The sequence below is a fragment of the Aeromonas sp. sia0103 genome (assembly GCF_963895295.1).
Classification (GTDB): Bacteria; Pseudomonadota; Gammaproteobacteria; order Enterobacterales; family Aeromonadaceae; genus Aeromonas; species Aeromonas encheleia.
In genome coordinates, this window is record NZ_CAWQKG010000044.1 from 215,407 (window position 1) to 237,432 (window position 22,026).

Below are 22,026 nucleotides of genomic sequence, written 5' to 3' on the forward strand. Positions count from 1 at the left end.
CATCGTGGCATCGCCATGGTTCAAGTTGATGCAAGGAGAGCAAGATGAAACTGACCCCCCTGACCCTGGCCCTGATCCCGGCGCTGCTGGCAGGCCAGACCCAGGCCGCCCCGACCGAACTCGGCAAGGGTGAAGGCCAGCTCAACATCGTGGCCTGGGCCGGCTATGTCGAGCGCGGCGAGACCGACAAGAACTACGACTGGGTCACCGGCTTCGAGAAGGAGACCGGCTGCAAGGTCAGCGTCAAGACGGCCGCCACCTCGGACGAGATGGTGGCCCTGATGAACGAGGGGGGCTTCGATCTGGTGACCGCCTCCGGCGACGCCAGCCTGCGCCTCATCGCCGGCGGCAAGGTGCAAGCGCTCAACCTGGCGCTCATCCCGAGCTATGGCAAGATAGATCCCCGCCTGCAGAGCGCCCCCTGGCACACGGTGGAAGGCAAGCACTACGGCGTGCCCTACCAGTGGGGCGGCAACATCCTGATGTACAACACCAAGGTGTTCCCCAAGGCGCCAGACTCCTGGAGCCTGGTGTTCGAGGAGCAGACCCTGCCGGACGGCAAGTCCAACAAGGGTCGGGTGCAGGCGTTCGACGGCCCCATCCACATCGCCGATGCCGCCCTCTATCTGATGACCCACCAGCCGGCGTTGGGGATCAAGGACCCCTACGAGCTGAACGAGGATCAGTACAAGGCCTCCCTCGAGCTGCTGCGCAAGCAGCGTCAGCTGGTCGGCCGCTACTGGCACGACGCCTTCGTCCAGATCGATGACTTCAAGAACGAGGGGGTGGTCGCCTCGGACTCCTGGCCGTTCCAGGCCAACACCCTGATCGCCGACAAGCAGCCCATCGCCACCACTGTACCCAAGGAAGGGGTCACCGGCTGGGCCGACACCAGCATGGTGCACAGCGAGGCCAAGAACCTGACCTGCGCCTACCAGTGGCTGGAGCACTCCCTCAACAACAAGCTGCAGGGGGATCTCGCCTCCTGGTTCGGCTCTGTGCCCGTGGTGCCCGCCGCCTGCGAGGGCAATGCCCTGCTGGGCAAAGAGGGCTGCAAGACCAACGGCATAGAGAACTTCGACCGGGTGCACTTCTGGCGTACCCCCGTCTCCCAGTGCAAGAGCCAGGGGACTTGCGTGCCCTACTATCGCTGGGTGTCTGACTATATCGCCATTCTGGGCGGTCGCTGAGTCCCGCCGAGACAACGCCGTTGTGGGCCGGGTGGAGACCCGGCCCTGTTCGATGACAAGGATGTACCATGACAGCCGTACAATTTGACCGGGTCAGCCGCCACTACGGCGAGGTGAAGGCGGTCGACGACATCTCCTTCCAGATCCCCTCCGGTGAATTCTTTACCCTGCTGGGCCCAAGCGGTTCCGGCAAGACCACCTGCCTGCGGATGATCGCCGGCTTCGAATACCCGAGCGCGGGGGAGATCCGCCTGTTCGGCGAGCCCTGCTCCCGGGTGCCGCCCTACGATCGCAACCTCAATACCGTCTTCCAGGACTACGCCCTCTTCCCCAACATGGATGTGCGCGACAACATCGGCTACGGCCTGATGATCAGGGGCGTGCCCAAGGCGGAGCGCCATCGCAAGGTGGACGAGATGCTGGAGCTGGTGCGCCTGCCCGGCGTCGGCAACCGCAGGCCGGGCCAGCTCTCAGGCGGTCAGCGCCAGCGCATCGCCATCGCCCGTGCCCTCATCAATCAACCGCGCATCCTGCTGCTGGACGAGCCGCTGGGGGCGTTGGATCTCAAGCTGCGCGAGCAGATGCAGCTCGAGCTCAAGGCGCTGCAGCGCCAGCTCGGCATCACCTTCATCTTCGTCACCCACGATCAGCAGGAGGCGCTCTCCATGAGCGACCGCATCTGCATCTTCAGCCAGGGCAGGATCGAGCAGATCGCCGCCCCGGATCAGGTCTACGACGCCCCCGCCACCCCCTTCGTCGCCCGCTTCGTCGGCACCGTCAACCTGTTCGAGGGGGAGCAGGCCAGGCGGCTGTGCGGCGACAGTCAGCAGATGATGGTGCGCCCGGAGCGGATCCGGCTGAGCGAGGCCGGCAGCCCCGGCTGGTCCGGCGAGATCCGTGAGGTGGAATACCTGGGTGCCTTCGTGCGCTATAGAGTCGACCTGGGGGAACGGCTCGAGATCATCGTCAATCACCCCAACGAGGGTCAGGCCCGCCTGGCCCGTGGCGCCCAAGTCAGCCTCAGCTGGCCGGAGCAGGCGATCCATCGCCTGAGCACCGCCGAAACGGGGGCTCAATCATGAGCCTCCCCCACAGTGCGAGCCTGACCATGAGCCACGCCACCACCCACACCAGACCCCGCCCGCTGCGGCGCCTCTCCACCCTGCTGTACGGCCGCCCCGGCCTGCTGCTGGGGATACTGCTCGGCCCACCCCTGCTCTGGCTCGGCATCATCTATGTGGGCTCCCTGCTGATGCTGCTCTCCAACGCCTTCTTCGGGCTGGACGAGTTCAGCGGCCAGGTGCGCCACGAGCTGGGGCTGCAAAACTTCGTCGCCCTGCTGCGGGCAGAAAACTTGGACGTCATCGCCCGCACCGCCGGCATGTCGCTTGCCGTAACCCTGGCCTGCGCCCTGCTCGGCTTTCCCATCGCCTACTACATGGCGCGCTACACCAGCGGCAAGACCCGGGCCCTGTTCTATCTCGGCATCATGCTGCCGCTCTGGTCCAGCTACCTGGTGCGGGTCTATGCCTGGAAGCTGATCCTGGCCAAGGAGGGGGTCATCAGCTGGCTGGCGGACAGCCTGGGGTTGGACTGGCTGCTGGACGGCATCCTCTCACTGCCCATGATCGGCGGCCCCTCCCTGTCGTTCTCGCGGCTCGGCACCTTCATCGTCTTCGTCTATGTCTGGCTGCCCTTCATGATCCTGCCGATCCAGGCGGCGGTGGAGCGGATCCCGCGCTCCCTGATCGAGGCGAGCAGCGATCTCGGCGCCACCCCGGCGCAGACCTTTCGCACCCTGATCCTGCCGCTGGCATTGCCGGGGGTGGTGGCGGGTTCCATCTTCACCTTCTCCCTGACGCTCGGGGACTACATCATCCCCGGCATCATAGGCAACTCAACCATGTACATAGGGCAGGTGGTCTACATGCAGCAGGGCACGGCGGGCAACCTGCCGTTCGCCGCCGCCTTCTCGCTGGTGCCTATCCTGATCATCGCCATCTACCTCACCATCGCGAAACGCTTGGGGGCTTTTGATGCACTCTAATCCCTCTATGAATCAGGATCAGGGTCAGCGCCCCTCCGGCCTGCTCAAGTACGCCGCCATCGGCGGGCTGCTGTTCCTGCATATCCCCATCCTGTTTATCTTCCTCTACGCCTTCACCAGCGAGAGCAAGAGCTACCAGTTTCCACCGCCTGGGCTGACCCTGAAGTGGTTCGAGGTGACGCTAAACAGACCCGATGTGTGGCGCGCCATCCAGCTGTCGCTGGAGGTGGCGGGGCTCGCGACCCTGGCCGCCATGGTGCTCGGCACCCTGGCGGCGGGGGCCATCGCCCGCAGCCGCTTCTTCGGCCAGGAGGCGGTGTCGCTCTTGCTGGTGCTGCCCATCGCCCTGCCCGGTATCGTCACCGGCATCGCACTGCGCTCCGCCTACGGCCTGCTGGAGATCCCGTTCAGCTTCTGGACCATCGTCATCGGTCACGCCACCTTCTGCGTGGTGGTGGTCTATAACAACGCCCTGGCGCGCTTTCGCCGCACCAACCAGTCGCTGATCGAGGCCTCGATGGATCTCGGCGCCGACGGCTTCCAGACCCTGCGTTATGTGATCCTGCCCAACCTCGCCACCGCCCTGCTGGCGGGGGGTATGCTGGCGTTCGCGCTCAGCTTTGACGAGGTGATAGTCACCACCTTCACCGCGGGCCAGCAGACCACGCTGCCCATCTGGATGTATCAGGAGCTGATCCGCCCCCGCGATCGGCCCGTCACCAACGTGGTGGCACTCATCATAGTGGCCTTCACCACTATCCCCATTCTGCTTGCCTACTACCTCACCCGCGACGGCCAGGACGTCGCCGGCAGTGGCAAGTGATGACTCAACGCCTGCGCAAGGATGCAACATGAAGCTCTCTACCCAACTCTTGATCGACGGCCAGTTTGTCACCGGTGATGGCCAGGCCGAGCCCATCCTCAACCCGGCCACCGGCGAGCTGCTCGCCTCGGTGCCTGAAGCCTCGTTCGAGCAGGTCAGCCGGGCGGTGAACGGGGCCCAGCGCGCCTTCGCCCAGTGGAGCCGCACCACCCCGGCCCAGCGCAGCAACCTGCTGCTGCGCCTCGCCGATGCCATAGAGCGTCACGCCGAGGAGTTCGCGGCGCTCGAATCTCTCAACTGCGGCAAGCCCTATATGGCGGTGCTCAATGACGAGCTGCCGGCGGTGGTGGACTGCTTCCGCTTCTTCGCCGGGGCGGCCCGCTGCCTGCAGGGGCCGCTGGCCGGGGAGTACATAGAGGGCCACACCAGCATGATCCGCCGGGATCCCATCGGCGTGGTGGGCAGCATAGCCCCCTGGAATTACCCGCTGATGATGGCCGCCTGGAAGATGGCGCCGGTACTAGCCGCCGGCAATACCGTGGTGCTCAAGCCCTCGGAGCAGACCCCGCTCACCGCCCTGCGCCTGGCCGAGCTCGCCAGCGAGATCTTCCCCCGCGGCGTCATCAACGTCATCTGTGGCCGGGGCGAGAGCGTGGGGGCGCCGCTGGTGGAGCACCCGCTGGTGCGCATGGTGTCGCTGACCGGCGATATCGCCACCGGCCAGAAGATACTGCAGAGTGCCGCCCGCACCATGAAGCGCACCCACCTTGAGCTGGGGGGCAAGGCGCCTGTCATCATCTTCGACGACGCGGATCTGGAGGCCGTGGTGGCGGGCATTCGCACCTTCGGCTTCTACAACGCCGGTCAGGACTGCACCGCCGCCTGCCGTATCTATGCCCAGGGCAAGATCTACGACAAGTTCGTCACCACCATGACCGAGGCCGTGGCCTCCATCAGGGTGGGCAGCCAGCGCGAGGAAGGGGTGGAGATGGGGCCACTCATCTCGGACCGGCAGCGCAACAGAGTCGCCAGCTTCGTGGAGCGGGCGGTGAGCAGCGGCCATGTGGAGGTCACGGCTGGCGGCAAGATCCGCCCCGGCAACGGCTTCTTCTTCGAGCCGACCCTGATCGTCGGCGCCCGCCAGGAGGATGAGATAGTGCGACGCGAGGTGTTCGGCCCCGTGGTCTCGGTGACCCGCTTCAACGACGCCGAGCAGGTGGTACAGTGGGCCAACGACTCGGACTATGGCCTTGCCTCCTCGGTCTGGACCCGGGATCTCGGCCTCGCCAGCAAGGTGGCCAGCCACCTGCAATATGGCTGCACCTGGATCAACACCCACTTCATGCTCTGCTCAGAGATGCCCCACGGCGGCATGAAGATGTCCGGCTACGGCAAGGATCTCTCCCTCTACGCGCTGGAGGACTACACTGTGCCGCGCCACATCATGGTCAAGCTCTGACAAACGACAAGGCTGGCCCCGGGGCCAGCCTTGCTGCATGGATCCGCATTCCAATCCTCACCTCAGCCCGACATCCCCCAGACACAACCTCCACTCCTTATGACAGTCGCCATAGCCAGTGATGATCCAGGATCAGCAGGCCGAACAGCAGCATCAGGTGGTAGATGGAGAAGCGGAAGGTGCGCATCGCCTGGCCGGGCCGGTCCGCAAACTTCAATAGCCATGCGTGCCAGCAGAACAGCAGGTTCAGTGCCAGGCTGCCGATCAGGTAGAGCAGGCCCGACATGCCGATCAGGTAGGGCAGCAGGCAGATCAGGCTCAGGATCAGCAGGTAGAACAGGATCGCCGTCTTGGTAAACTCTATGCCGTGGGTGACCGGCAACATGGGAATGTTGGCACCGGCATACTCATCGCGCCTGTGGATCGCCAGCGACCAGAAGTGGGGCGGCGTCCAGGCGAAGACGATCATCACCAGCAGCCAGGGCTCGGCCGAGAGCTGCCCTGTGATGCTGGTCCAGCCCAGCAGAGGCGGCATGGCCCCCGCCAGCCCGCCGATGACAATGTTCTGCGGCGTGGCCCGCTTCAGCAACAGGGTGTAAACCACCGCGTAACCAAACAGGCTGGCCAGGGTCAGCCAGGCGGTCAGCGGGTTCACTCCCCAATAGAGCAGGACAAAGCCCAGCAGGGCCAGCCAGAGTGCAAAGGTCATCGCCTGCCGCGACCCGATCCGCCCTCTGGCGACCGGGCGCCAGCGCGTCCTGCGCATCTGGGCGTCGATGCCGCGATCCAGGGTATGGTTCATGGCCGCCGCCGCTGCCGCCAATAACCCGATTCCCACCAGGCCCAGCATCATGCGATCCAGCGAAGCGACCGTCGGCTCGGCCAGCAGCATGCCGACCCAGGCCGTCAGCAACAGCAAGGCCACCACCCTGGGCTTGGTCAGCTGGTAATAGTCCCGCAGCAGTCGGGGATCGATGAAGTGAGCCAAGGGCTTGCTGTTCATGTCTGACTCCTGATCGCCTCGGGCGACAGCGAAAGGGAAGGCCGGGGACGAGAGAGCCGCCCACGGGCCAGCACACAACACACCAGCAGGTGCGCCGCCACCAGGTTGTGCGCGAGTGCATTCGCCAACGGCAGGGCCAGGTGGACGTTCGCCAGCCCCAAGGCAATTTGCACCAGCAGCAGGGTCAGCAAGAGCCCCCCCAGGAAGCGCAACGGGGCTCCCTGGCGGATCAGGGCGAGGGCAAAGCCCCCCACCAGAAGGGCGGTGGCAAGGGCCCCCAGACGATGGGCGATATGTATGGTCTGGCGCGCCTCCTTGCTCAGCACCCCGAACTCATAGCTGGCGTGGCCGAGTGGCAGATGAAAGGCCTCCTCCCAGTTCAATTGCGCCTGCCAGCTCCCCTGGCAGAGAGGCAGCTCGACGCAGGCCATCGCCGCATAGTTCGCCGACGTCCAGCCACCCAGCGCTATCTGCACCAGCAGCACGCCGCAGGCCGCATTGCCGAGCCTGGGCAAGCCCTGACCGCGGCAGACGGGCGGGTTCGCGGGGGAGCGCGCAAGCTCGGTCCGATAGAGCCAGAGCAGGGTCAGGATGGCGAACCCACCCAGCAGGTGGATGGTCACCACCAGAGGGTGCAGCGCCAGCGTCACAGTCCACATGCCCAGCGCCGCCTGCCCAACTACCAGCACCAGCAAAGCCCCCGAGAGGCGACGCAGACGGCCGCCTGCGCGCCAGCTCAGCACGAACAGCAGCGCAATCACACCACCCAGCACACCGGCGAAGTAGCGGTGCACCATCTCGCTGCGCGCCTTGTGGGGCTCCAGCGGCGTGTCCGGGTAGAGCTGGGCCGCCCGCTCCATATGTGCGGACTGGGGGACTGTCAGGGAGCCGTAACAGCCGGGCCAATCGGGGCAGGCCAGCCCGGCATCCGTCAGTCGGGTATAGGCCCCGAGCACGATGACCAGCACCGCCAGCGCGATGGCGATCGATGCCAGCTGCTTCTGTATCTTCATACGGCACCTCGCTGACGCCTGCATCCGGATAATGGCGACATGACACACAACACAGGCCTCATGTGCGCTTTCATTGCACACCTCGCTGATACTTGAGCAACTGCTGCAGATCCGACAGCACGCCCTTGCCAAACAGCGGCCACTCGGTCGTGCTGGCCGGCACCTCATAGCGCAGTATGGCCAACCCCTGCGGGTCGACCAGCATCAGATCCCCCGCTTGCATCTCGGCGCGGGCCTCGGGTCCGGACTCGGCGGCCAGTTGCACCAGCGCCAGCTTGTCCAGGTTGCGGCCAAGGGCACTCCGGATCCGCTGCATCAAGACCGGCACCTGCCGGCATTCGGCCTCACAGCGCCCGGCCTCCAGGTACACCAGTCGCCATTTGACCTGACTCGAGGGAAGCGGTTGCAACAGATAGATGTCCCGGCTCAGCCACTGCCCCTTGCTGCGGGTACCGGGCTCATACCAGCCCTGGCGCAGGATCAGCGCCGCCAACAACACCGGCAGCAGGATCACCAGCGCAAAGAGGGCAGGCACCTTCCATCTTGACCATCTGTTCATGGGGACAACCTCCTTGTCAGCACCAGCCCGCCCACCAGCATCACCAGCGCCAGTCCGAGCCACTGCAGCGCATACGCCCTGTGCTTCTCCGGCGGCATGACATTCTGTTGGTAGTGATAGAGGAACGGGGAACTCTTCTGATAGAACACGGCATCGACGAGCTGCGAGCCCAGGATCTGGCTCAGGGCATCCACCCTGATGGACTGCAGCCGGTTCGGATAGGGGCCAGCCTCGATGTTCTGACCCAGCAAGATGCCACCGGGCCGGATACGCAGCAGGCCATCGAGTTCGAGGGTGGGGGGAATCGCCGGCTGTGGCAGCCGTTGCCGCTCGGCAGGGGCCGGCAGCCAGCCCAGATTGACCAACAGCAGGGGAGAGTGGGCATCGGCACGCACCGGGATGATCACGTCATAGCCGACTTGCTGCTCAACCAGCTGATTGTCCAGCAGCCACACATAGGGAGCGACCCACGCCACCCGCCCCCGCAGTGGCATCCCATCGAGGCGATCAGGATGACGCCAGTCGAGTTCCGCCAGCGTCAAGGGATCGGCCAACTGCATTGTAGCCACGTGCCCTAGCCAGGCCTCCTTCTCGGCCGCCCGCTGCCATTGCCAGAGGGCCAGCTTGCACAAACAGGCCGACACAACCAGAGTGAATATCAGAACAAACCAGCGCCTGTGATGGAACGGTCGCTGCTTATGCCATGTCGCCATGTCGCGCATCTTGTGGAGGGCCCTAACATGTTGATCAAGATAGTGCTGGTGCTCATGTTGCTGCTCATCATCGGGCAGCTGTTTCACGCCCTCTGGCTGATGCTGAGTACCGGCCAGGCCGGGCAGAAAATGTCGGCCCCACTGGGTCGCCGCGTGCTGCTCTCCCTGCTGGTGGTCGTAATCCTGCTGCTCTCGCTGGCGATGGGCTGGCTGGAGCCCAATCCTCGCCCCTATTAAGCCTCATAGCAGGTAGACAAATACGAAGAGGCAGAGCCAGACCACGTCAACGAAGTGCCAGTACCAGGCGGCGGCCTGGAAAGCGAAGTGACGCTCGGCGGTGAAGTGATCCTTCAGCACTATCCGCAGCCAGATGATCAGGAGGAACACAGTCCCCAGGGTGACATGCAGGCCGTGGAAGCCGGTCAGTATGAAGAAGGTATTGCCGTAGATGCCAGAGTCAAACTTCAGGCCCAGCTCCCGGTATGCATGAATGTATTCATAACCTTGCAGCCACAGGAAGCTCAGCCCGAGCAATACGGTACCGAGCAACATCCACTTGAGTCGACTGCGTTTGCCATTCTCCAATCCCATATGTGCGAACAGCAGGGTGACGGAGGAGCTGAGCAGGATCAGGGTGTTGACGAGGGGGATCCCATGCCAGGGCATGGCCTGGGTCGTGGTGCCTCCCGGCGTCTTGAGCATGGGCCAGTGCGCCGAGAAATCCGGCCACAGCAGCTGGGCCGTCATCGCCTTGTTGCCTGCCCCATCCAGCCAGGGCATGGCGAGCTGGCGGGCATAAAACAGCACCCCGAAAAATGCCAGGAAGAACATCACCTCGGAGAAGATGAACCAGACCATGCCCTGTCGGAAGGAGCGATCCATCTGGGCGCTGTACAACCCTGTCATGGACTCGTGGATGATGTGGCGAAACCAGCCAAACAGCATGTATACCAGCAGGGCAACCCCCGCCGTCATCAGATAGGGGCCCACGCCGGCTTGCTTGCTCGCGATTTCATTGACCAGATGGCCCGCCCCGAAGGCCAGGAGGAACAGCGCCATGGCACCTATGATCGGCCAGCGACTCTGCTCAGGAACATAATAATGCTGGTTCACCTTGGCCATGATTATTTCCTCTGTGCGAGCGCCGGGGCCGGCTTGGACTGAGTGATGTCATAGAGCGAATAGGAGAGCGTGATGGTGTTGATATCTTCGGGCAGGGCCGGATCGATATAGAACTTGAGCGGCATCGACTTGCTCTCCCCCGCCTGCAGCTCCTGACGGTTAAAACAGAAACATTCCACCTTCTTCAAATAGGCCGCGGCAGGGCCGGGGGAGACCGAGGGCACAGCCTGACCGATCATGGTACGGTCGGTCGGATTGAACACCCGATAGTTGACCTGCATCATCTCGCCCGGTCGCACCGATAGCCGCTTCGTCTCCTCGCTGAATTGCCAGGGCATCTGAGTGTCTGCATGAGCCAGAAACTCGACCTGGACGGTACGTTTGGAGTCGATCACCGCACGCTCGGCCGAGGCCGGCTGGGCGGCTGTCTTGCCATTGAGGCCGGTGATCCGGCAAAAGACGTCATAGAGTGGCACCAAGGCAAAGGCAAAGCCGAACATAACGACGATCACCAAAGCCAGTTTCCTGAGCAGGGGGCCGTGATTCACTTGTGTCATATGTCCTCCCTACTGCACTTCTGGTGGGGTCTTGAAACTGTGGTAAGGCGGGGGAGAGGGCAAGGTCCACTCCAGCCCTTCCGCCCCCTCCCACACCTGGGCTGTGGCTGGCTTTCCCCCCCTGATACATCTGATCACGCCCCAGACGAAGAGCAGTTGCGACAACCCGAAGGCAAAGCCACCAATACTGATAAACATATTGAAATCAGCAAATTGCAACGCATAGTCGGGGATCCGGCGGGGCATGCCCGCCAGCCCGACGAAGTGCATGGGGAAGAACAGCATGTTGACCGAGATCAGCGAGCACCAGAAATGCCACTGCCCCAGCCGCTCGTCATACATGTGCCCCGTCCACTTCGGCAACCAGTAATAAGCCGCGGCCAGGATAGAAAAGACGGCGCCGGTGACCAGCACATAATGAAAATGGGCCACGACAAAATAGGTGTCGTGATATTGGAAATCGGCCGGGATCATAGCCAGCATCAACCCCGAGAAGCCCCCTATGGTGAACAGGGTAATGAAGGCGATGGCAAACAGCATGGGGGTCTCGAACGTCAGGGAACCCCGCCACATGGTGGCAACCCAGTTAAATACCTTCACCCCGGTCGGCACCGCGATCAACATGGTGGCGTACATGAAGAACAGTTCGGCGACCACGGGCAGCCCAGTCGTGAACATGTGGTGAGCCCAGACCATGAAGGACAGCAACGCTATGCTGCTGGTGGCATAGACCATGGAGCGATAGCCGAACAGTTTCTTGCGGGAGAAGGTGGGAATGATGCTGGATACGATGCCAAAGGCCGGCAGTATCATGATGTACACCTCCGGATGGCCAAAGAACCAGAATATGTGCTGGAACATCACCGGATCCCCTCCTCCGGCCGCATCGAAGAAGCTGGTACCAAAATACTTGTCCGTCAGCACCATGGTCACCGCCGCCGCCAGTACCGGCATGACCGCAATGAGCAGGAAGGCCGTGATCAGCCAGGTCCAGACAAACAGCGGCATCTTCATCCAGCCCATGCCCGGCGCCCGCAGATTGAAGATGGTGACGATGACGTTGATGGCCCCCATGATGGATGAGATCCCCATGATATGGATGGCGAAGACGAACAGCGCCGTGCTGTTGCCGCTGTATTTGGTCGACAAGGGGGCATAGAAGGTCCAGCCCGAACTGGGGCCGCCGCCCTCCATGAACAGGCTCGACAGCAGGATCAGGAAGGCAAACGGCAGGATCCAGAAACTCCAGTTGTTCATCCGGGGCAGCGCCATGTCCGGCGCCCCGATCATCATGGGGATCAACCAGTTGGCCAGGCCGGTGAAGGCCGGCATCACGGCACCAAAGACCATGATGAGGCCATGCACAGTGGTCATCTGATTGAAGAACAGCGGCTCGACCAGTTGCAGCCCAGGCTGGAACAGCTCGGCCCGGATCACCATGGCCATGGTGCCGCCGGTGAAGAACATGGCCAGGGCGAAGAGCAGGTAGAGGGTGCCGATATCTTTGTGGTTCGTGGTATAGAGCCAGCGCCTCAGCCCCGATGCCGGCCGGTGGGAGTGGTCTGCGTGCAGGGTATCCGTGATTCCATCACTCATGCCGGCTCCTCACTTGTCATTTTTCAGAAGGGACTGCACATCGGCAGCCTGAATGAGGTCACCGGTATTGTTGCCCCAGGCATTGCGTTCATAGGTCACCACGGCGGCAAGCTCCTGGACCGTGAGCTGCTTGCCGAAGGGCTGCATCGCAGTCCCGCTCTTGCCATGCAGGACCAGGTTCAGGTGCTGGGCCCGGTTCTCGGCCAGGGTGGTGATCTTGCTGCCCTTCAGCGCGGGGAAGATGCCGGGCAAGCCGGTACCCGCGGGCTGATGGCAGGCGGCGCAGTGACCCAGGAATACCTTCTCCCCCAACTCCATGGCCTGCGGCAGAGTCATGGTTTGGCTGACCAGGTCTTGCTGCTGGGCCTTGGCGGCGGCCTGATCATCTGCAGTCTTGGCAATCCAGCCATCAAACTCTTCGGCCGGTTTTGCCACCACCACTATGGGCATGAAGCCATGATCCTTGCCGCATAGCTCAGCACACTGCCCCCGATAGGTGCCGGGTCTGTCTATCCTGGTCCAGGACTCATTGATGTAGCCCGGGTTGGCATCCTTCTTCACCGCGAAGGCGGGCACCCACCAGGAATGAATGACATCATCCGAGGTCATCAGGAATCTGATTTTCTTGCCGACGGGCAATACCAGGGGGTGGTCGACCTCCAGCAAATAGGTGTCGCTCTTGGGCTGCTCACCCGAGATCTGTTTCTTGCTGGTGGCCAGCAGGGAATAAAACTCCACCGGGTGCTCGAGATACTTGTAATGCCACTTCCATTGGGATCCCGTGATGAGCACGGTCAAGTCGGCCTTGGAGGTATCTTCCATCTTCAACAGGGTCGAGGTGGCCGGGGCGGCCATCGCCACCAATATCAGCACGGGGATGGCGGTCCATAGCAATTCGATACGGGTGCTCTCATGGAATTGGGCGGCCTTGGCGCCACGGGATTTCCGATGATGGATGATGGACCAGAGCATGGCCCCGAACACGAGCAGCCCGATCAGACAGCAGATATAGAAGATGGTCATGTGCAGGTCATAGACCCGCTGACTGATAGCGGTGGCCCCGCGCGTCATGTTGAATGTTATTTCGCTGGCGGAAACACTGCCGCCAGCGAGACATATCAGCCATGCGCCATGGTTAATTGCATTTTTTCCCACATGGCACTCCCTGTGCACGCTAGAAAAGATGGTGAGCATTAACCGCTGACATAACTAACCATCTGAAAATAATGCATTTATTAAAATCACTTTCACAATCAAGTATTAGTCCATATTCCGAAAAAGCCAAAATGAGGCCGATCAAGATGGACTCATCAGAGCGATTTTCATCGAATCCGATGGTGAGCCGCGCTCCTGAAGAGTGGCAGATAAACAAGGGGCGCATGGCGCCCCTTGTTTATCTATGCTGACTCACCATGCCGGTTTGCCGACCCGGGCCGTCCCCTCCTGCCTCAGCCCCTGTCCTCGCCCCCGTCCAGCAACCGGGCCACCAGGGTCCTCAGGGATTTGATCAGGGCAGGCTTGCCCGCCAGTTTCAGCGCCCTGGCCAGCTCAGACCAGGGGGCATATTGCCAGATGCTGGCGATCAGCAGCCGGCGCTCGTCGGGCACCAGCTCATCCAGTGCGGCCACCCGGGCAGCCAGCCAGCGTTGCAGGCTGGACTGACACAGCTCGAACGGCTTGTGATGATGGGCAAAGCACATCAGCTCCTGGTGCTCAAACTCATCCGGCTCGGCCACATCGGTGACCATATCCCCGCTCAGGCACTGCCAGATCAGCTCGGTGTCCAGCCCCCTGAGCTCTCCCGCCAGCAGGGTCGGCAACTGACGCACGAAGCGCCGCCGCCATCCGGTCAGCTCCGGCTCCAGCGCCGTTTTCAGCGGCTTGAGCAGCAGGGCAGCATGGCTGCCGCTGGCCGCATCCCGTTGCAGGCCGATGCGCAGCACCCTCAGCCCCGCCTTGCGCCAGAAGGGGAGCAAGTCGGCACTGGCGGAAAAGGCGGAGCCCAGATAGTCGAGCCCCAGTGCGCGGTAATGTGTCTCCAGCTTGCCCAGCAGCAAGGAGCCCAGCCCGTGGCGATGCAGCAGCGGATGGATGGCGATGCGCATCACCCTGGCATAGCTGCGCTCGCCCGCCGTGGTGAACCCGGCGTGGGCGAGCAGGGACTGGGGCAACAAATGACCCCGGGGTCGTCGCCGCCCGGCCCAGATATCGCGGGCCAGCGCCGGCGCTATGTTGCCTTCCCGTGCCACCAGCGCGACCCCGAGCAGGCTCTGCTCTTGCTCCAGCAGGTGGATGTCGAGATCCGGGCTCTCCAGCAGGGATCTGAGATCGCTCGGGCTGGTCTGGTAGTGGGCCAGCACCAGCAGGCCGAATACCTGATCGAGCAGCGCCTCATCCTCCGCCAGCTTGTCTTGCCCGATCTGCCGCCAGCCTGGCGCCGTCGGGGGCGGTGGTGACAGGACCTCGGCATTGAGGCCGAGCAGGCGGAACACCAGTGGCTCCAGCGGATCGTGCTGGCTCCAGCGAATGGGTTCGGCCAGGTGTAGCTCCTGCCAATCCGGGGTCTGCCGATCCAGTACCCGCTTGAAACGCAGATGAAAGCCGCGTCCCGTGCCCTCATAGCCGTGCTCCGTGGTCGCGAAGACGATGCGGCTGTGGCGAGCCAGCATGGCCTCCAGCAGCGGGGTCGGGATGGCGGCCGCCTCGTCCACCAGCAGCAGCGCCGGCTGAAGATCCCCCTGTACCAACCGGTCCGGTGATACATAGCTCAGCCCGGCCAGCCGCTCCGGCGTGCTCGCCAGCGCCTCGGCGGCATGGGCAAACAGGGTCGCGACCGTGGCCTGGGACGGGGCCGTCACCACTATCTGCAGGGCGGGATCCTGACGCAGCAAGTCGGCGGCGGCGAGACCGAGCAGGGCGCTCTTGCCGCGGCCACGGTCGGCGCTGAGCACCAACGGGCGGCCACGATGACCATGCAACACCTTGTGGATCGCGGGCAGGGCATGAGCCTGATCGGCACTGAGTGGCCGGCCGGGTCCCAGGGGTTGCCAGGGTTCCACCCCGGTCGGCGGGCTCAGGGAGAGCGCAGGATCCCCCGCCAGCAACCGCACCAGCCGGGCGATAAAGCCGTGCCCCGCCCGGCCCGCATCCTCCGGCTGGGCCACCAGCCGCAGCCGGTCCGGATCCGGATAAGTGGGCCACTGCGCCCGGGGCGGTGTCAGCAGCAACAGCAGACCGCCGGCGCGCAGCGTGCCGGCCAAGGCGCCGAAGGCATCGGGATGAAAACCGCTGAATGCGTTTAGCACGAGCGTGTCGCACTCCTGACCCAGCCGCTGCAACGCCTTGGCGGCCGGCAAGGGGGCGTACCGCTCAGGCCCCTCCCCCAGCCAGAAGACAGCCTCCCCGAGCAGGGGCTCGGCCCGGGCAATGCAATCCGCCTCCACCCCTTCCAGCCAGATCAGACGCCGCTCGCCACCATGGGCAAGCGCCCGGCGCAGGGTACTCGACTCGGCGGGGGTCATGAGGCGCCGTGGTCGCCGGATTTGACGCGGGGCTCGAACATGCGCTCCCCCATCTGATCGATGAAGGTATGCGCCTTCTGCACCATGAAACGCTCGGCATCGGCCGGGCTCGCGAACAGATCGGAGCGGATGAAGCGGTGGGTCAGCAGGGCGCCATCCACCTCCTTGGTGATGCGGCCCGCCAGCCGGTACTGGCCCACTTCCGCCATGGGCTCGGGGTAGATGAGATAACCGGCGTATTCGGTCGGGGTCACCTCGACAACCGGTGTCGGTTGGCCTTTGAACAGGGTGCTAAACAGTTTCTTGAGCATGGTAGTTTCCTCTCTGATGGGAGCATTGTCCCCAAGGGGCGAATGGCTGGCAAGCGGGTGAGCTTATTCCTAATTGTTATTTGCATTGCGAACAGTTCTCATTTAGATTTCATCTCAATCCAGCATGAGGTCAGAATTATGTACGTGTGTTTGTGCCGCGGCATCACAGATACCCAGATCCGCAAGGCGGTACAGGCAGGCAAGACCGAGTTCCGTCAACTGAAACAGTCGCTGGAAGTGGGTGCCCAGTGCGGCAAGTGTGTACGTACGACCATGGAGATCATCGCCGCCGAACTCGACAAGGTGGAATCGGATCAGGAACCGCTCTATTACGAAGTGGCCTGATACCGCGATTTGATTTTCTACGCAGATCCCTCATGGGATCCCCGCACCCTCAGGCGAGCCAATTCGTCAGCCCTCTTATGGTCATCTTTCTGGACTAAGCTCTAGTGATCGACGCCGCAGGCACGAACATAAGGAGTAATGTCGATGAAAGGAGATCCCAAGATCATTGCCCACCTGAACAGGGTGCTGGCCAATGAGCTGGTTGCCATCAACCAATACTTCCTGCATGCCCGTATCTACGATGACTGGGGCCTCAAGGGGCTCGGGCACAAGGAATACCATGAATCCATCGACGAGATGAAACACGCCGACGAGCTGGTCAAGCGGGTGCTGTTTCTCGAGGGGCTGCCCAACTTGCAGGATCTGGGCAAGCTGCGCATCGGCGAAACAGTGGAAGAGATGCTGCGCTGCGATCTTTCCCTGGAGATGGATGCCATCCCCGACCTGAAGGTGGCCATCACCTACGCCGAGTCCGTGCATGACTACGTCAGTCGCGACCTGTTTCAGGATATCCTGGAGGACGAGGAGGAACATGTCGACTGGCTGGAGACCCAGCTCGATCTCATCGATCGCATCGGCCTGGAAAACTATCAGCAATCACAGCTCCACTCGGGCACATCCTGAATAGTTATCGCATGAATAAACGACTCCAAAACCCGCTGAGGCGGGTTTTTTATGCTCCCCATGCATAGCTTTTCATCACGCTTATACATATGAAAAGCAAGGTTATTTTTGTTAAGCAAGTCGCAAAAAACCGATCCTCGGAGGTGCACTATTGGAACCCCTTTGGGAGTTCACAATAACAATGCTTTAAAGGACTAAAACATGCACTTCTTGCCCAACAAGGTGACGCTGGCCTGCGCCATCGCCCTCACGCTGACCGCCTGCAACGACAACAGCTCCACTGCCCCGGCGGATCCCGCCGCCACCAAGGCCGCCCTGATGCAAACCATGGACGATGCTCTGCGCGAGAGCCAGGCGCTGGATCCCTATGGCTTTGCCATCGATGAACAGACCCTCGCCAAACGCAAGGCGCTCGACGGGTCGCTGCTCAAGCGACTGGACGCCATGGACCCGAACGTACTGAGCGAGCGGGATCGGTTGTTCTACGACATGATCCGCTGGGATCTGCAGATCAACCTGGCCGGCTACGAACTGCCCCAATCCCAAATCCCCATCCATCACTTCCGCAACCGGGTGGTGGATCTGGCCGATGAGGTCGGCACAGCCCCCGCCAGTGGCAGGGCCGCCCGCACCGTCGGCAGCGGCTTCGACTATTTCGAGCAGAGCTCGGCAGATAGGGTGGCCCCGGGTGATGCCGCCTGGCGGCGGGATCTCGACCGCACGGCCACGGCACCTGCGCCGGCCACTCAGGCGCGGGCGGCGACGGCCCCCCTGGCCTGGTATCAGGAGCATCTGACCTGGCTCAAGGCCTATGACGCCTATCTGGCCGAGGTAAAGCACCAATTCGAACTGGGCAGCGCCCAGGGCAACACCCTGCCGGATGAGCTGGTGGACAGGCTGCTGGCCCAGCTGAACAGCAAGCTGGATGGTGAGGCGATCGCCGGCGCCTATCTCGGCTGGCAACAACTGCCGGGGGAGGCCGACGAGGCGCTGCGCACCGACTACAAGGGGGTGCTGGACAGAATCAACGGCAGCTATCTGGCGCTGCGGGACTATCTGGATTATCGGCATGGCGGTGCCTATGCGGTACGCCTGGGCAGCGGTGAGTGCGACGACGGCTTCTGCGGCATGACCAATGGTCGCGACTGGTATCGCTGGCTGCTGAAGAAGCACAGCACCACTAACATGACGCCGGAGGAGGTGCATGAGCTGGGGCTGAGCGAGGTGGATCGGATCTTCGGCGCCATGGTCAAGGTGTGCCATACCGTCGGCAAGTGTGACAGCAAGGAGGTGGCCAAGAGCAAGCAGAACGGCCAGATCTACGCCTTCTTCCGCTACCTCAACGAGCCGGGCTTCTTCTACCAGAATCCGCTGTCGGCCTGGTCTGCCGGCCTCAATCCGGGCAACGCGGCCGGGGCTGCGCTGAGCGAGCCGCAGCAACAGGCGCTGGCCGAGCATGAGCGGGCGCTGCGGGAGTACAACGCCTTCAAGAGCAAGGCGGCGCTGGTGCTGCCGGACTTCTTCGATGCCGAGCGCACCATCCCCAAACTGGACTACGAGGTGGTGCCCGTCGCCTACGGGGATGCGCCCTACGGCGGGGTCGCCTGGTATCAGGACGGCAACCCGCAGACCGGGCGCAAGGGGCAGTTCTTCCTCAACACCTTCTACCCCTATGGCCTGCAGAGCTGGAATATCAGCACCCTGCTGGCCCACGAGGGCGCGCCGGGCCACCACTTCCAGATCACCATAGCGCAGGAGCTGGCGGCCAAGGATCCCGACTTCCCGCAGTACGTGGCGAACGCCTCCTACACCGCCTATGCGGAAGGCTGGGCACTCTACACCGAATACCTGGCGGATCACGACATGGGGCTCTATCAGGGCCGTGGCCTCTACGACCCCGCAGTGGGAGATGCCAAGGTGGAGGGCTCGCCTGCGTTCAACAACCAGTTGCAGTACTTCGGGCGCCTCAACGAGGAGATGCTCAGGGCCATGCGGCTGGTGGTGGATACCGGCATTCACTGGTATGGCTGGAGCCACGACAGGGCCGTCGGTTACATGCAGGAGAACTCGGCGCTGGGGGCGGGAGACATCAGCTCAGAAGTGCCGCGCTACATGGCCTACACCGGTCAGGCGACCTCCTACAAGGCAGGCCAGCTGGCACTGATCCGGATGCGCGAATCCGCCGAGCAGGCCATGGGCGGCCGGTTCGACCTCAAGGCATTCCACCATCAGGTGCTGGAATACGGCATGCTGCCCATCTCGGTGCTGGAGCGGAAGAATCAGCAGTGGATTGAACAGTCGAAGTGATCACAGTTACGGCGCCCGGCAAGGCAGCGGGCGCCGCTTTCGATTAGGATACAGCCCTACATTCCATCACTATGCTACGGATGATATCCATGGACCAGATTACACGTGAGATGGCGCCCCACAAGCGGGTGGCGCTGGTGGCTCACGACAACATGAAGACCCCATTGCTGAACTGGGTGCTGCGCCGCAAGGAGGAGCTCAAGCTCCACCACCTCTATGCGACCGGCACCACCGGCACCCTGCTCGGCAAGCAGGCACAGCTGCCCATCACCTGCCTCTTCTCCGGCCCCATGGGCGGCGACCAGCAGCTGGGCGCCCTCATCGCCGAGGGCAAGATCGACGTGATGATCTTCTTCTGGGATCCCCTCAATGCCGCGGCGCACGATCCGGATGTGAAGGCGCTGCTGCGCCTGGCGGCGGTGTGGAACATCCCGGTCGCCACCAACGAGGCAACCGCAGACTTCATCATGGACAGCCCCCACATGCAGCGGGCCTTCAGCGTGCAGATCCCCGACTACGCCGGTTACTTGAAAGCCAGAACCGAGTAACGGCAGATCCGCCAATCTGTGCCGGTTATTTGAAAGCCAGAACCGAATAACGGCAGATCCGCCAATCTGTGCCGGTTATTTGAAAGCCAGAACCGAATAACGGCAGATCCGTCAATCTGTGCCGGTTACTTGAAGGCCAGAACCGAATAACGGCAGATCCAACAATCTGCGCCGGTTACTTGAAAGCCAGAACCGCATAAAAACAGCCAGATAGCAAAGAGCCGGACATTGTCCGGCTCTTTTCATGTGAAGGATGACGGCGACTCAGCGCTGGAGGCTCTTCTGGGCGAACTTGGGCCTGGCGTTCATGATCTGCTCCACCTGCTCGTCGCTCATCTTGCCACGGGAGAGCCCCAACACCTTGTAGGTGAGCAGCGGCCGCGCCGGCAGGGCGATCATCAGGGCGCGGATCTGGTTCTCGTCTTCTTTCTCCCGCACCGGCTTGCCGTAGGCATAGGTCAGCACCCCGGCATCCATCAGGTTTTTGACGGCGGGCTCGGTGATCGGCAAGTTTATGACGCTTTTACGCTGCAGCACGAACTCGCGCAGCACCGCCTTCTCGTTGAAATCGAGGAAGCCGATCATCTGGGCCAGCAGCCCCTGCTGACGGCGGGACTGCCACTCGTCACAGGCCCACTCCCAGGCGATCAGGAAACCCTGGCTGCAGAAGTAGGAGATGGCGATCAGCATGCCAACCCCGAGCCAGGCGGCATGTACCGTGGCCCACTGGCTGACGGCCCCCTTCATCAGGCCGGCCGGAAACAGCAAGATGATGCTGCAGCAGAGCAGCAACCAGACCATGAGCCAGTTGAGGCGGTTCAGCTGATAGAAATGTTGGATCCACCGTTTCATCGTTCATCCTTCCCAGAGCATTGTGGACAGTACTCAGCTGATAGCAATCGCTGTGCCAATGCGCAGCTAAGGTGGGCAAGGAAACAGACCGGGCGTTACATCCCCTTACAACTTGTTGATCCCATTATTATTAATTTCCCTTGTGAGACGGCCACCGGGTTGGTAAAAAACCTGCACTGTCATTGGGGAGTAGCAACCCGCCCGTGATCCGGGCAGGGCTCATGTCAACATTCTTGGATCTTTCGGTCCATGGCATGGGCGGCGATAGCATCTATCGCTCTGCAAGACCTTTGGCCTCGATATGCTAGCCAGCCAGGCGAGCCGTATCGGGTCCATCGGTTGTTCTGCTCGCCTGGCGGTTGCCCATCATGCCGATCACCCTGCTGTTGTTCCTGCTCTCCGCCGTCACCATCTATCTCGCCTGCGAATATTTCGTCAACGGCATCGAGTGGACCGGTCATCACCTCAAATTATCCCAGAGCGCCACCGGCTCCCTGCTTGCCGCCCTCGGCACGGCGTTGCCGGAGTGCATCGTCACCCTGAGCGCCCTGCTGATGGGGGATGCCCCTGCTCAGCAACAGATAGGGATAGGTGCCGCCCTCGGCGGTCCGTTGGTGCTCTCCACCCTGGGTTATGCCGCCGTCGGCCTGACCCTGCTGCTCTGCCTTAGCCCCGAGCAGAGGGTCATCGAGGAGGCAGTGCAACGGGAGATAGGCCGGGATCAACTCTGGTTTGCCGGCATCTTCCTGGTGGCGGTGGCGCTCGGCATGGTGAGCTTCGACGGCAAGGCCTGGCTGGCGCCGCTGTTCGTGCTGATCTATCTGGTCTATGTGCGGCGTGAGCTGAGGCAGACCGACAGCCATGAGGTCTCGTTGCCGGCCCCCCTCAAGCTGGATCCCGGGGCCAGGACCCCGGCGCCGGGCAAGGTGTTGCTGCAGACCCTCGGGGCGCTGCTGGCGGTGACGCTGGCGGCTCAACTCTTTGTTCATCAGCTGGAGAGCATGGGCGAACTGCTCGGCCTCTCCCCCGCCTTGGCGGCCCTGTTGCTGAGCCCGGTGGCGACCGAGATGCCGGAGCTGATGAACGTGCTGATCTGGGTGCGCCAGGGCAAGAACCGGCTGGCGCTGGCCAACATCTCCGGCGCCATGATGATCCAGGGCACCATTCCCAAGGCGTTCTGCCTGCTGTTCACCCCCTGGCTGCTGGACAGCACCATGCTGGTCTCCTCGCTGGTGACCCTGCTGGCGGTGGTGCTGCTGTGGTGGGGCTTTCGCCGGGGGAGGATGACGGCGGCCAGGCTGGCCTGGGTGGGGCTGGTCTATCTCGCTTTCTGTGGCTGGCTGGGGGTGAGCTGAGGCCGCGCTGGTTTGTATGCATGACGCCATGAGAAAGGGCAGGATGAGATCCTGCCCTTGTTTATTTTCATGGGGTTATGT

The 22,026-nt window shown here is 62.7% G+C and carries 22 protein-coding genes and 1 riboswitch; of the genes, 11 read left to right on the forward strand and 11 right to left on the reverse strand.

Annotation, left to right across the window (positions count from 1 at the left end; all coding sequences use genetic code 11):
• The first annotated feature begins 44 nt into the window (after positions 1-44).
• The 5 genes from AACW18_RS15010 (at position 45) to AACW18_RS15030 (ending at position 5,519) form a co-directional block, all read left to right on the forward strand.
• Entirely contained in the window at positions 45-1,190 is a 1,146-nt protein-coding gene (locus tag AACW18_RS15010; RefSeq protein WP_218389115.1) for an ABC transporter substrate-binding protein, read from the forward strand.
• Positions 1,191-1,258: 68 nt separating this feature from the next.
• Positions 1,259-2,272 (forward strand): ABC transporter ATP-binding protein, encoded by a 1,014-nt coding sequence (locus AACW18_RS15015; RefSeq protein WP_218389116.1) that lies wholly within the window; start codon positions 1,259-1,261, stop codon positions 2,270-2,272.
• Positions 2,269-3,237 carry an ABC transporter permease gene (locus AACW18_RS15020; RefSeq protein WP_052445692.1) on the forward strand — a complete coding sequence of 323 codons (969 nt, stop codon included), beginning with the start codon at positions 2,269-2,271 and terminating at the stop codon, positions 3,235-3,237. The genes AACW18_RS15015 and AACW18_RS15020 overlap by 4 nt, the downstream gene beginning before the upstream one ends.
• Complete coding sequence (locus AACW18_RS15025) at positions 3,227-4,060, forward strand: ABC transporter permease (RefSeq protein ID WP_218389117.1); 834 nt, start codon at positions 3,227-3,229, stop codon at positions 4,058-4,060. The genes AACW18_RS15020 and AACW18_RS15025 overlap by 11 nt, the downstream gene beginning before the upstream one ends.
• A gap of 28 nt (positions 4,061-4,088) precedes the next feature.
• Positions 4,089-5,519: a gamma-aminobutyraldehyde dehydrogenase gene (locus tag AACW18_RS15030; RefSeq protein ID WP_218389118.1), complete on the forward strand. Its 1,431-nt coding sequence runs from the start codon at positions 4,089-4,091 to the stop codon at positions 5,517-5,519.
• A 97-nt stretch (positions 5,520-5,616) separates the two neighbouring features.
• Here AACW18_RS15030 and cyoE read toward each other — a convergent pair whose 3' ends face one another.
• The 4 genes from cyoE to AACW18_RS15050 form a co-directional block, all read right to left on the reverse strand.
• Positions 5,617-6,522 (reverse strand): heme o synthase, encoded by a 906-nt coding sequence (cyoE, locus tag AACW18_RS15035; protein WP_218389119.1) that lies wholly within the window; start codon positions 6,520-6,522, stop codon positions 5,617-5,619.
• Positions 6,519-7,535 carry a COX15/CtaA family protein gene (locus tag AACW18_RS15040; protein WP_218389120.1) on the reverse strand — a complete coding sequence of 339 codons (1,017 nt, stop codon included), beginning with the start codon at positions 7,533-7,535 and terminating at the stop codon, positions 6,519-6,521. The genes cyoE and AACW18_RS15040 overlap by 4 nt, the downstream gene beginning before the upstream one ends.
• A 70-nt stretch (positions 7,536-7,605) precedes the next feature.
• On the reverse strand, positions 7,606-8,094 hold the full coding sequence (locus tag AACW18_RS15045; RefSeq protein ID WP_218389121.1) for a hypothetical protein: 489 nt from the start codon (positions 8,092-8,094) through the stop codon (positions 7,606-7,608).
• Complete coding sequence (locus AACW18_RS15050; RefSeq protein ID WP_445206811.1) at positions 8,091-8,816, reverse strand: SURF1 family protein; 726 nt, start codon at positions 8,814-8,816, stop codon at positions 8,091-8,093. Before AACW18_RS15050 ends, AACW18_RS15045 begins: the two co-directional genes overlap by 4 nt.
• A gap of 18 nt (positions 8,817-8,834) precedes the next feature.
• Between AACW18_RS15050 and AACW18_RS15055 the strand changes: the two genes are divergently transcribed.
• A complete protein-coding gene (locus tag AACW18_RS15055; RefSeq protein WP_033129464.1) occupies positions 8,835-9,044 on the forward strand; it encodes a DUF2909 family protein in 210 nt (69 codons plus the stop codon).
• Positions 9,045-9,047: 3 nt separating this feature from the next.
• On the opposite strand, the gene AACW18_RS15060 is transcribed toward AACW18_RS15055, so the two are convergent.
• From AACW18_RS15060 to AACW18_RS15085, 6 genes are all read right to left on the reverse strand, one after another.
• Positions 9,048-9,929 carry a cytochrome c oxidase subunit 3 gene (locus AACW18_RS15060; protein ID WP_033129465.1) on the reverse strand — a complete coding sequence of 294 codons (882 nt, stop codon included), beginning with the start codon at positions 9,927-9,929 and terminating at the stop codon, positions 9,048-9,050.
• A 2-nt stretch (positions 9,930-9,931) separates the two neighbouring features.
• Positions 9,932-10,486: a cytochrome c oxidase assembly protein gene (locus AACW18_RS15065; RefSeq protein WP_218389122.1), complete on the reverse strand. Its 555-nt coding sequence runs from the start codon at positions 10,484-10,486 to the stop codon at positions 9,932-9,934.
• 9 nt (positions 10,487-10,495) lie between these two features.
• The gene (gene ctaD / locus AACW18_RS15070; protein ID WP_033129467.1) at positions 10,496-12,082 is read right to left on the reverse strand and encodes a cytochrome c oxidase subunit I; all 1,587 of its coding nucleotides are present in this window, start codon (positions 12,080-12,082) and stop codon (positions 10,496-10,498) included.
• A gap of 9 nt (positions 12,083-12,091) precedes the next feature.
• Positions 12,092-13,276, reverse strand: a complete 1,185-nt coding sequence (gene coxB, locus AACW18_RS15075; RefSeq protein WP_256351898.1) for a cytochrome c oxidase subunit II — start codon at positions 13,274-13,276, stop codon at positions 12,092-12,094.
• A gap of 254 nt (positions 13,277-13,530) precedes the next feature.
• Complete coding sequence (locus tag AACW18_RS15080; RefSeq protein WP_218389123.1) at positions 13,531-15,603, reverse strand: tRNA(Met) cytidine acetyltransferase TmcA; 2,073 nt, start codon at positions 15,601-15,603, stop codon at positions 13,531-13,533.
• Positions 15,600-15,914, reverse strand: coding sequence for an HlyU family transcriptional regulator (locus AACW18_RS15085; protein ID WP_218389124.1), 315 nt, complete (start codon positions 15,912-15,914; stop codon positions 15,600-15,602). Before AACW18_RS15085 ends, AACW18_RS15080 begins: the two co-directional genes overlap by 4 nt.
• A gap of 138 nt (positions 15,915-16,052) precedes the next feature.
• Between AACW18_RS15085 and AACW18_RS15090 the strand changes: the two genes are divergently transcribed.
• The 4 genes from AACW18_RS15090 (at position 16,053) to AACW18_RS15105 (ending at position 19,738) form a co-directional block, all read left to right on the forward strand.
• A complete protein-coding gene (locus AACW18_RS15090; RefSeq protein ID WP_218389125.1) occupies positions 16,053-16,259 on the forward strand; it encodes a bacterioferritin-associated ferredoxin in 207 nt (68 codons plus the stop codon).
• Positions 16,260-16,403: 144 nt separating this feature from the next.
• Complete coding sequence (bfr, locus tag AACW18_RS15095; RefSeq protein WP_042653177.1) at positions 16,404-16,883, forward strand: bacterioferritin; 480 nt, start codon at positions 16,404-16,406, stop codon at positions 16,881-16,883.
• Between the two features lie 201 nt (positions 16,884-17,084).
• Positions 17,085-19,190, forward strand: coding sequence for a DUF885 domain-containing protein (locus AACW18_RS15100; protein ID WP_218389126.1), 2,106 nt, complete (start codon positions 17,085-17,087; stop codon positions 19,188-19,190).
• Between the two features lie 89 nt (positions 19,191-19,279).
• Positions 19,280-19,738 carry a methylglyoxal synthase gene (locus tag AACW18_RS15105; protein WP_218389127.1) on the forward strand — a complete coding sequence of 153 codons (459 nt, stop codon included), beginning with the start codon at positions 19,280-19,282 and terminating at the stop codon, positions 19,736-19,738.
• 264 nt (positions 19,739-20,002) lie between these two features.
• Here AACW18_RS15105 and AACW18_RS15110 read toward each other — a convergent pair whose 3' ends face one another.
• On the reverse strand, positions 20,003-20,590 hold the full coding sequence (locus AACW18_RS15110; RefSeq protein WP_033129473.1) for a superinfection exclusion B family protein: 588 nt from the start codon (positions 20,588-20,590) through the stop codon (positions 20,003-20,005).
• 170 nt (positions 20,591-20,760) lie between these two features.
• Positions 20,761-20,870: riboswitch (yybP-ykoY riboswitch) on the forward strand.
• 88 nt (positions 20,871-20,958) lie between these two features.
• Between AACW18_RS15110 and AACW18_RS15115 the strand changes: the two genes are divergently transcribed.
• Positions 20,959-21,945 carry a sodium:calcium antiporter gene (locus AACW18_RS15115; RefSeq protein ID WP_218389128.1) on the forward strand — a complete coding sequence of 329 codons (987 nt, stop codon included), beginning with the start codon at positions 20,959-20,961 and terminating at the stop codon, positions 21,943-21,945.
• Positions 21,946-22,026 lie beyond the last annotated feature (81 nt).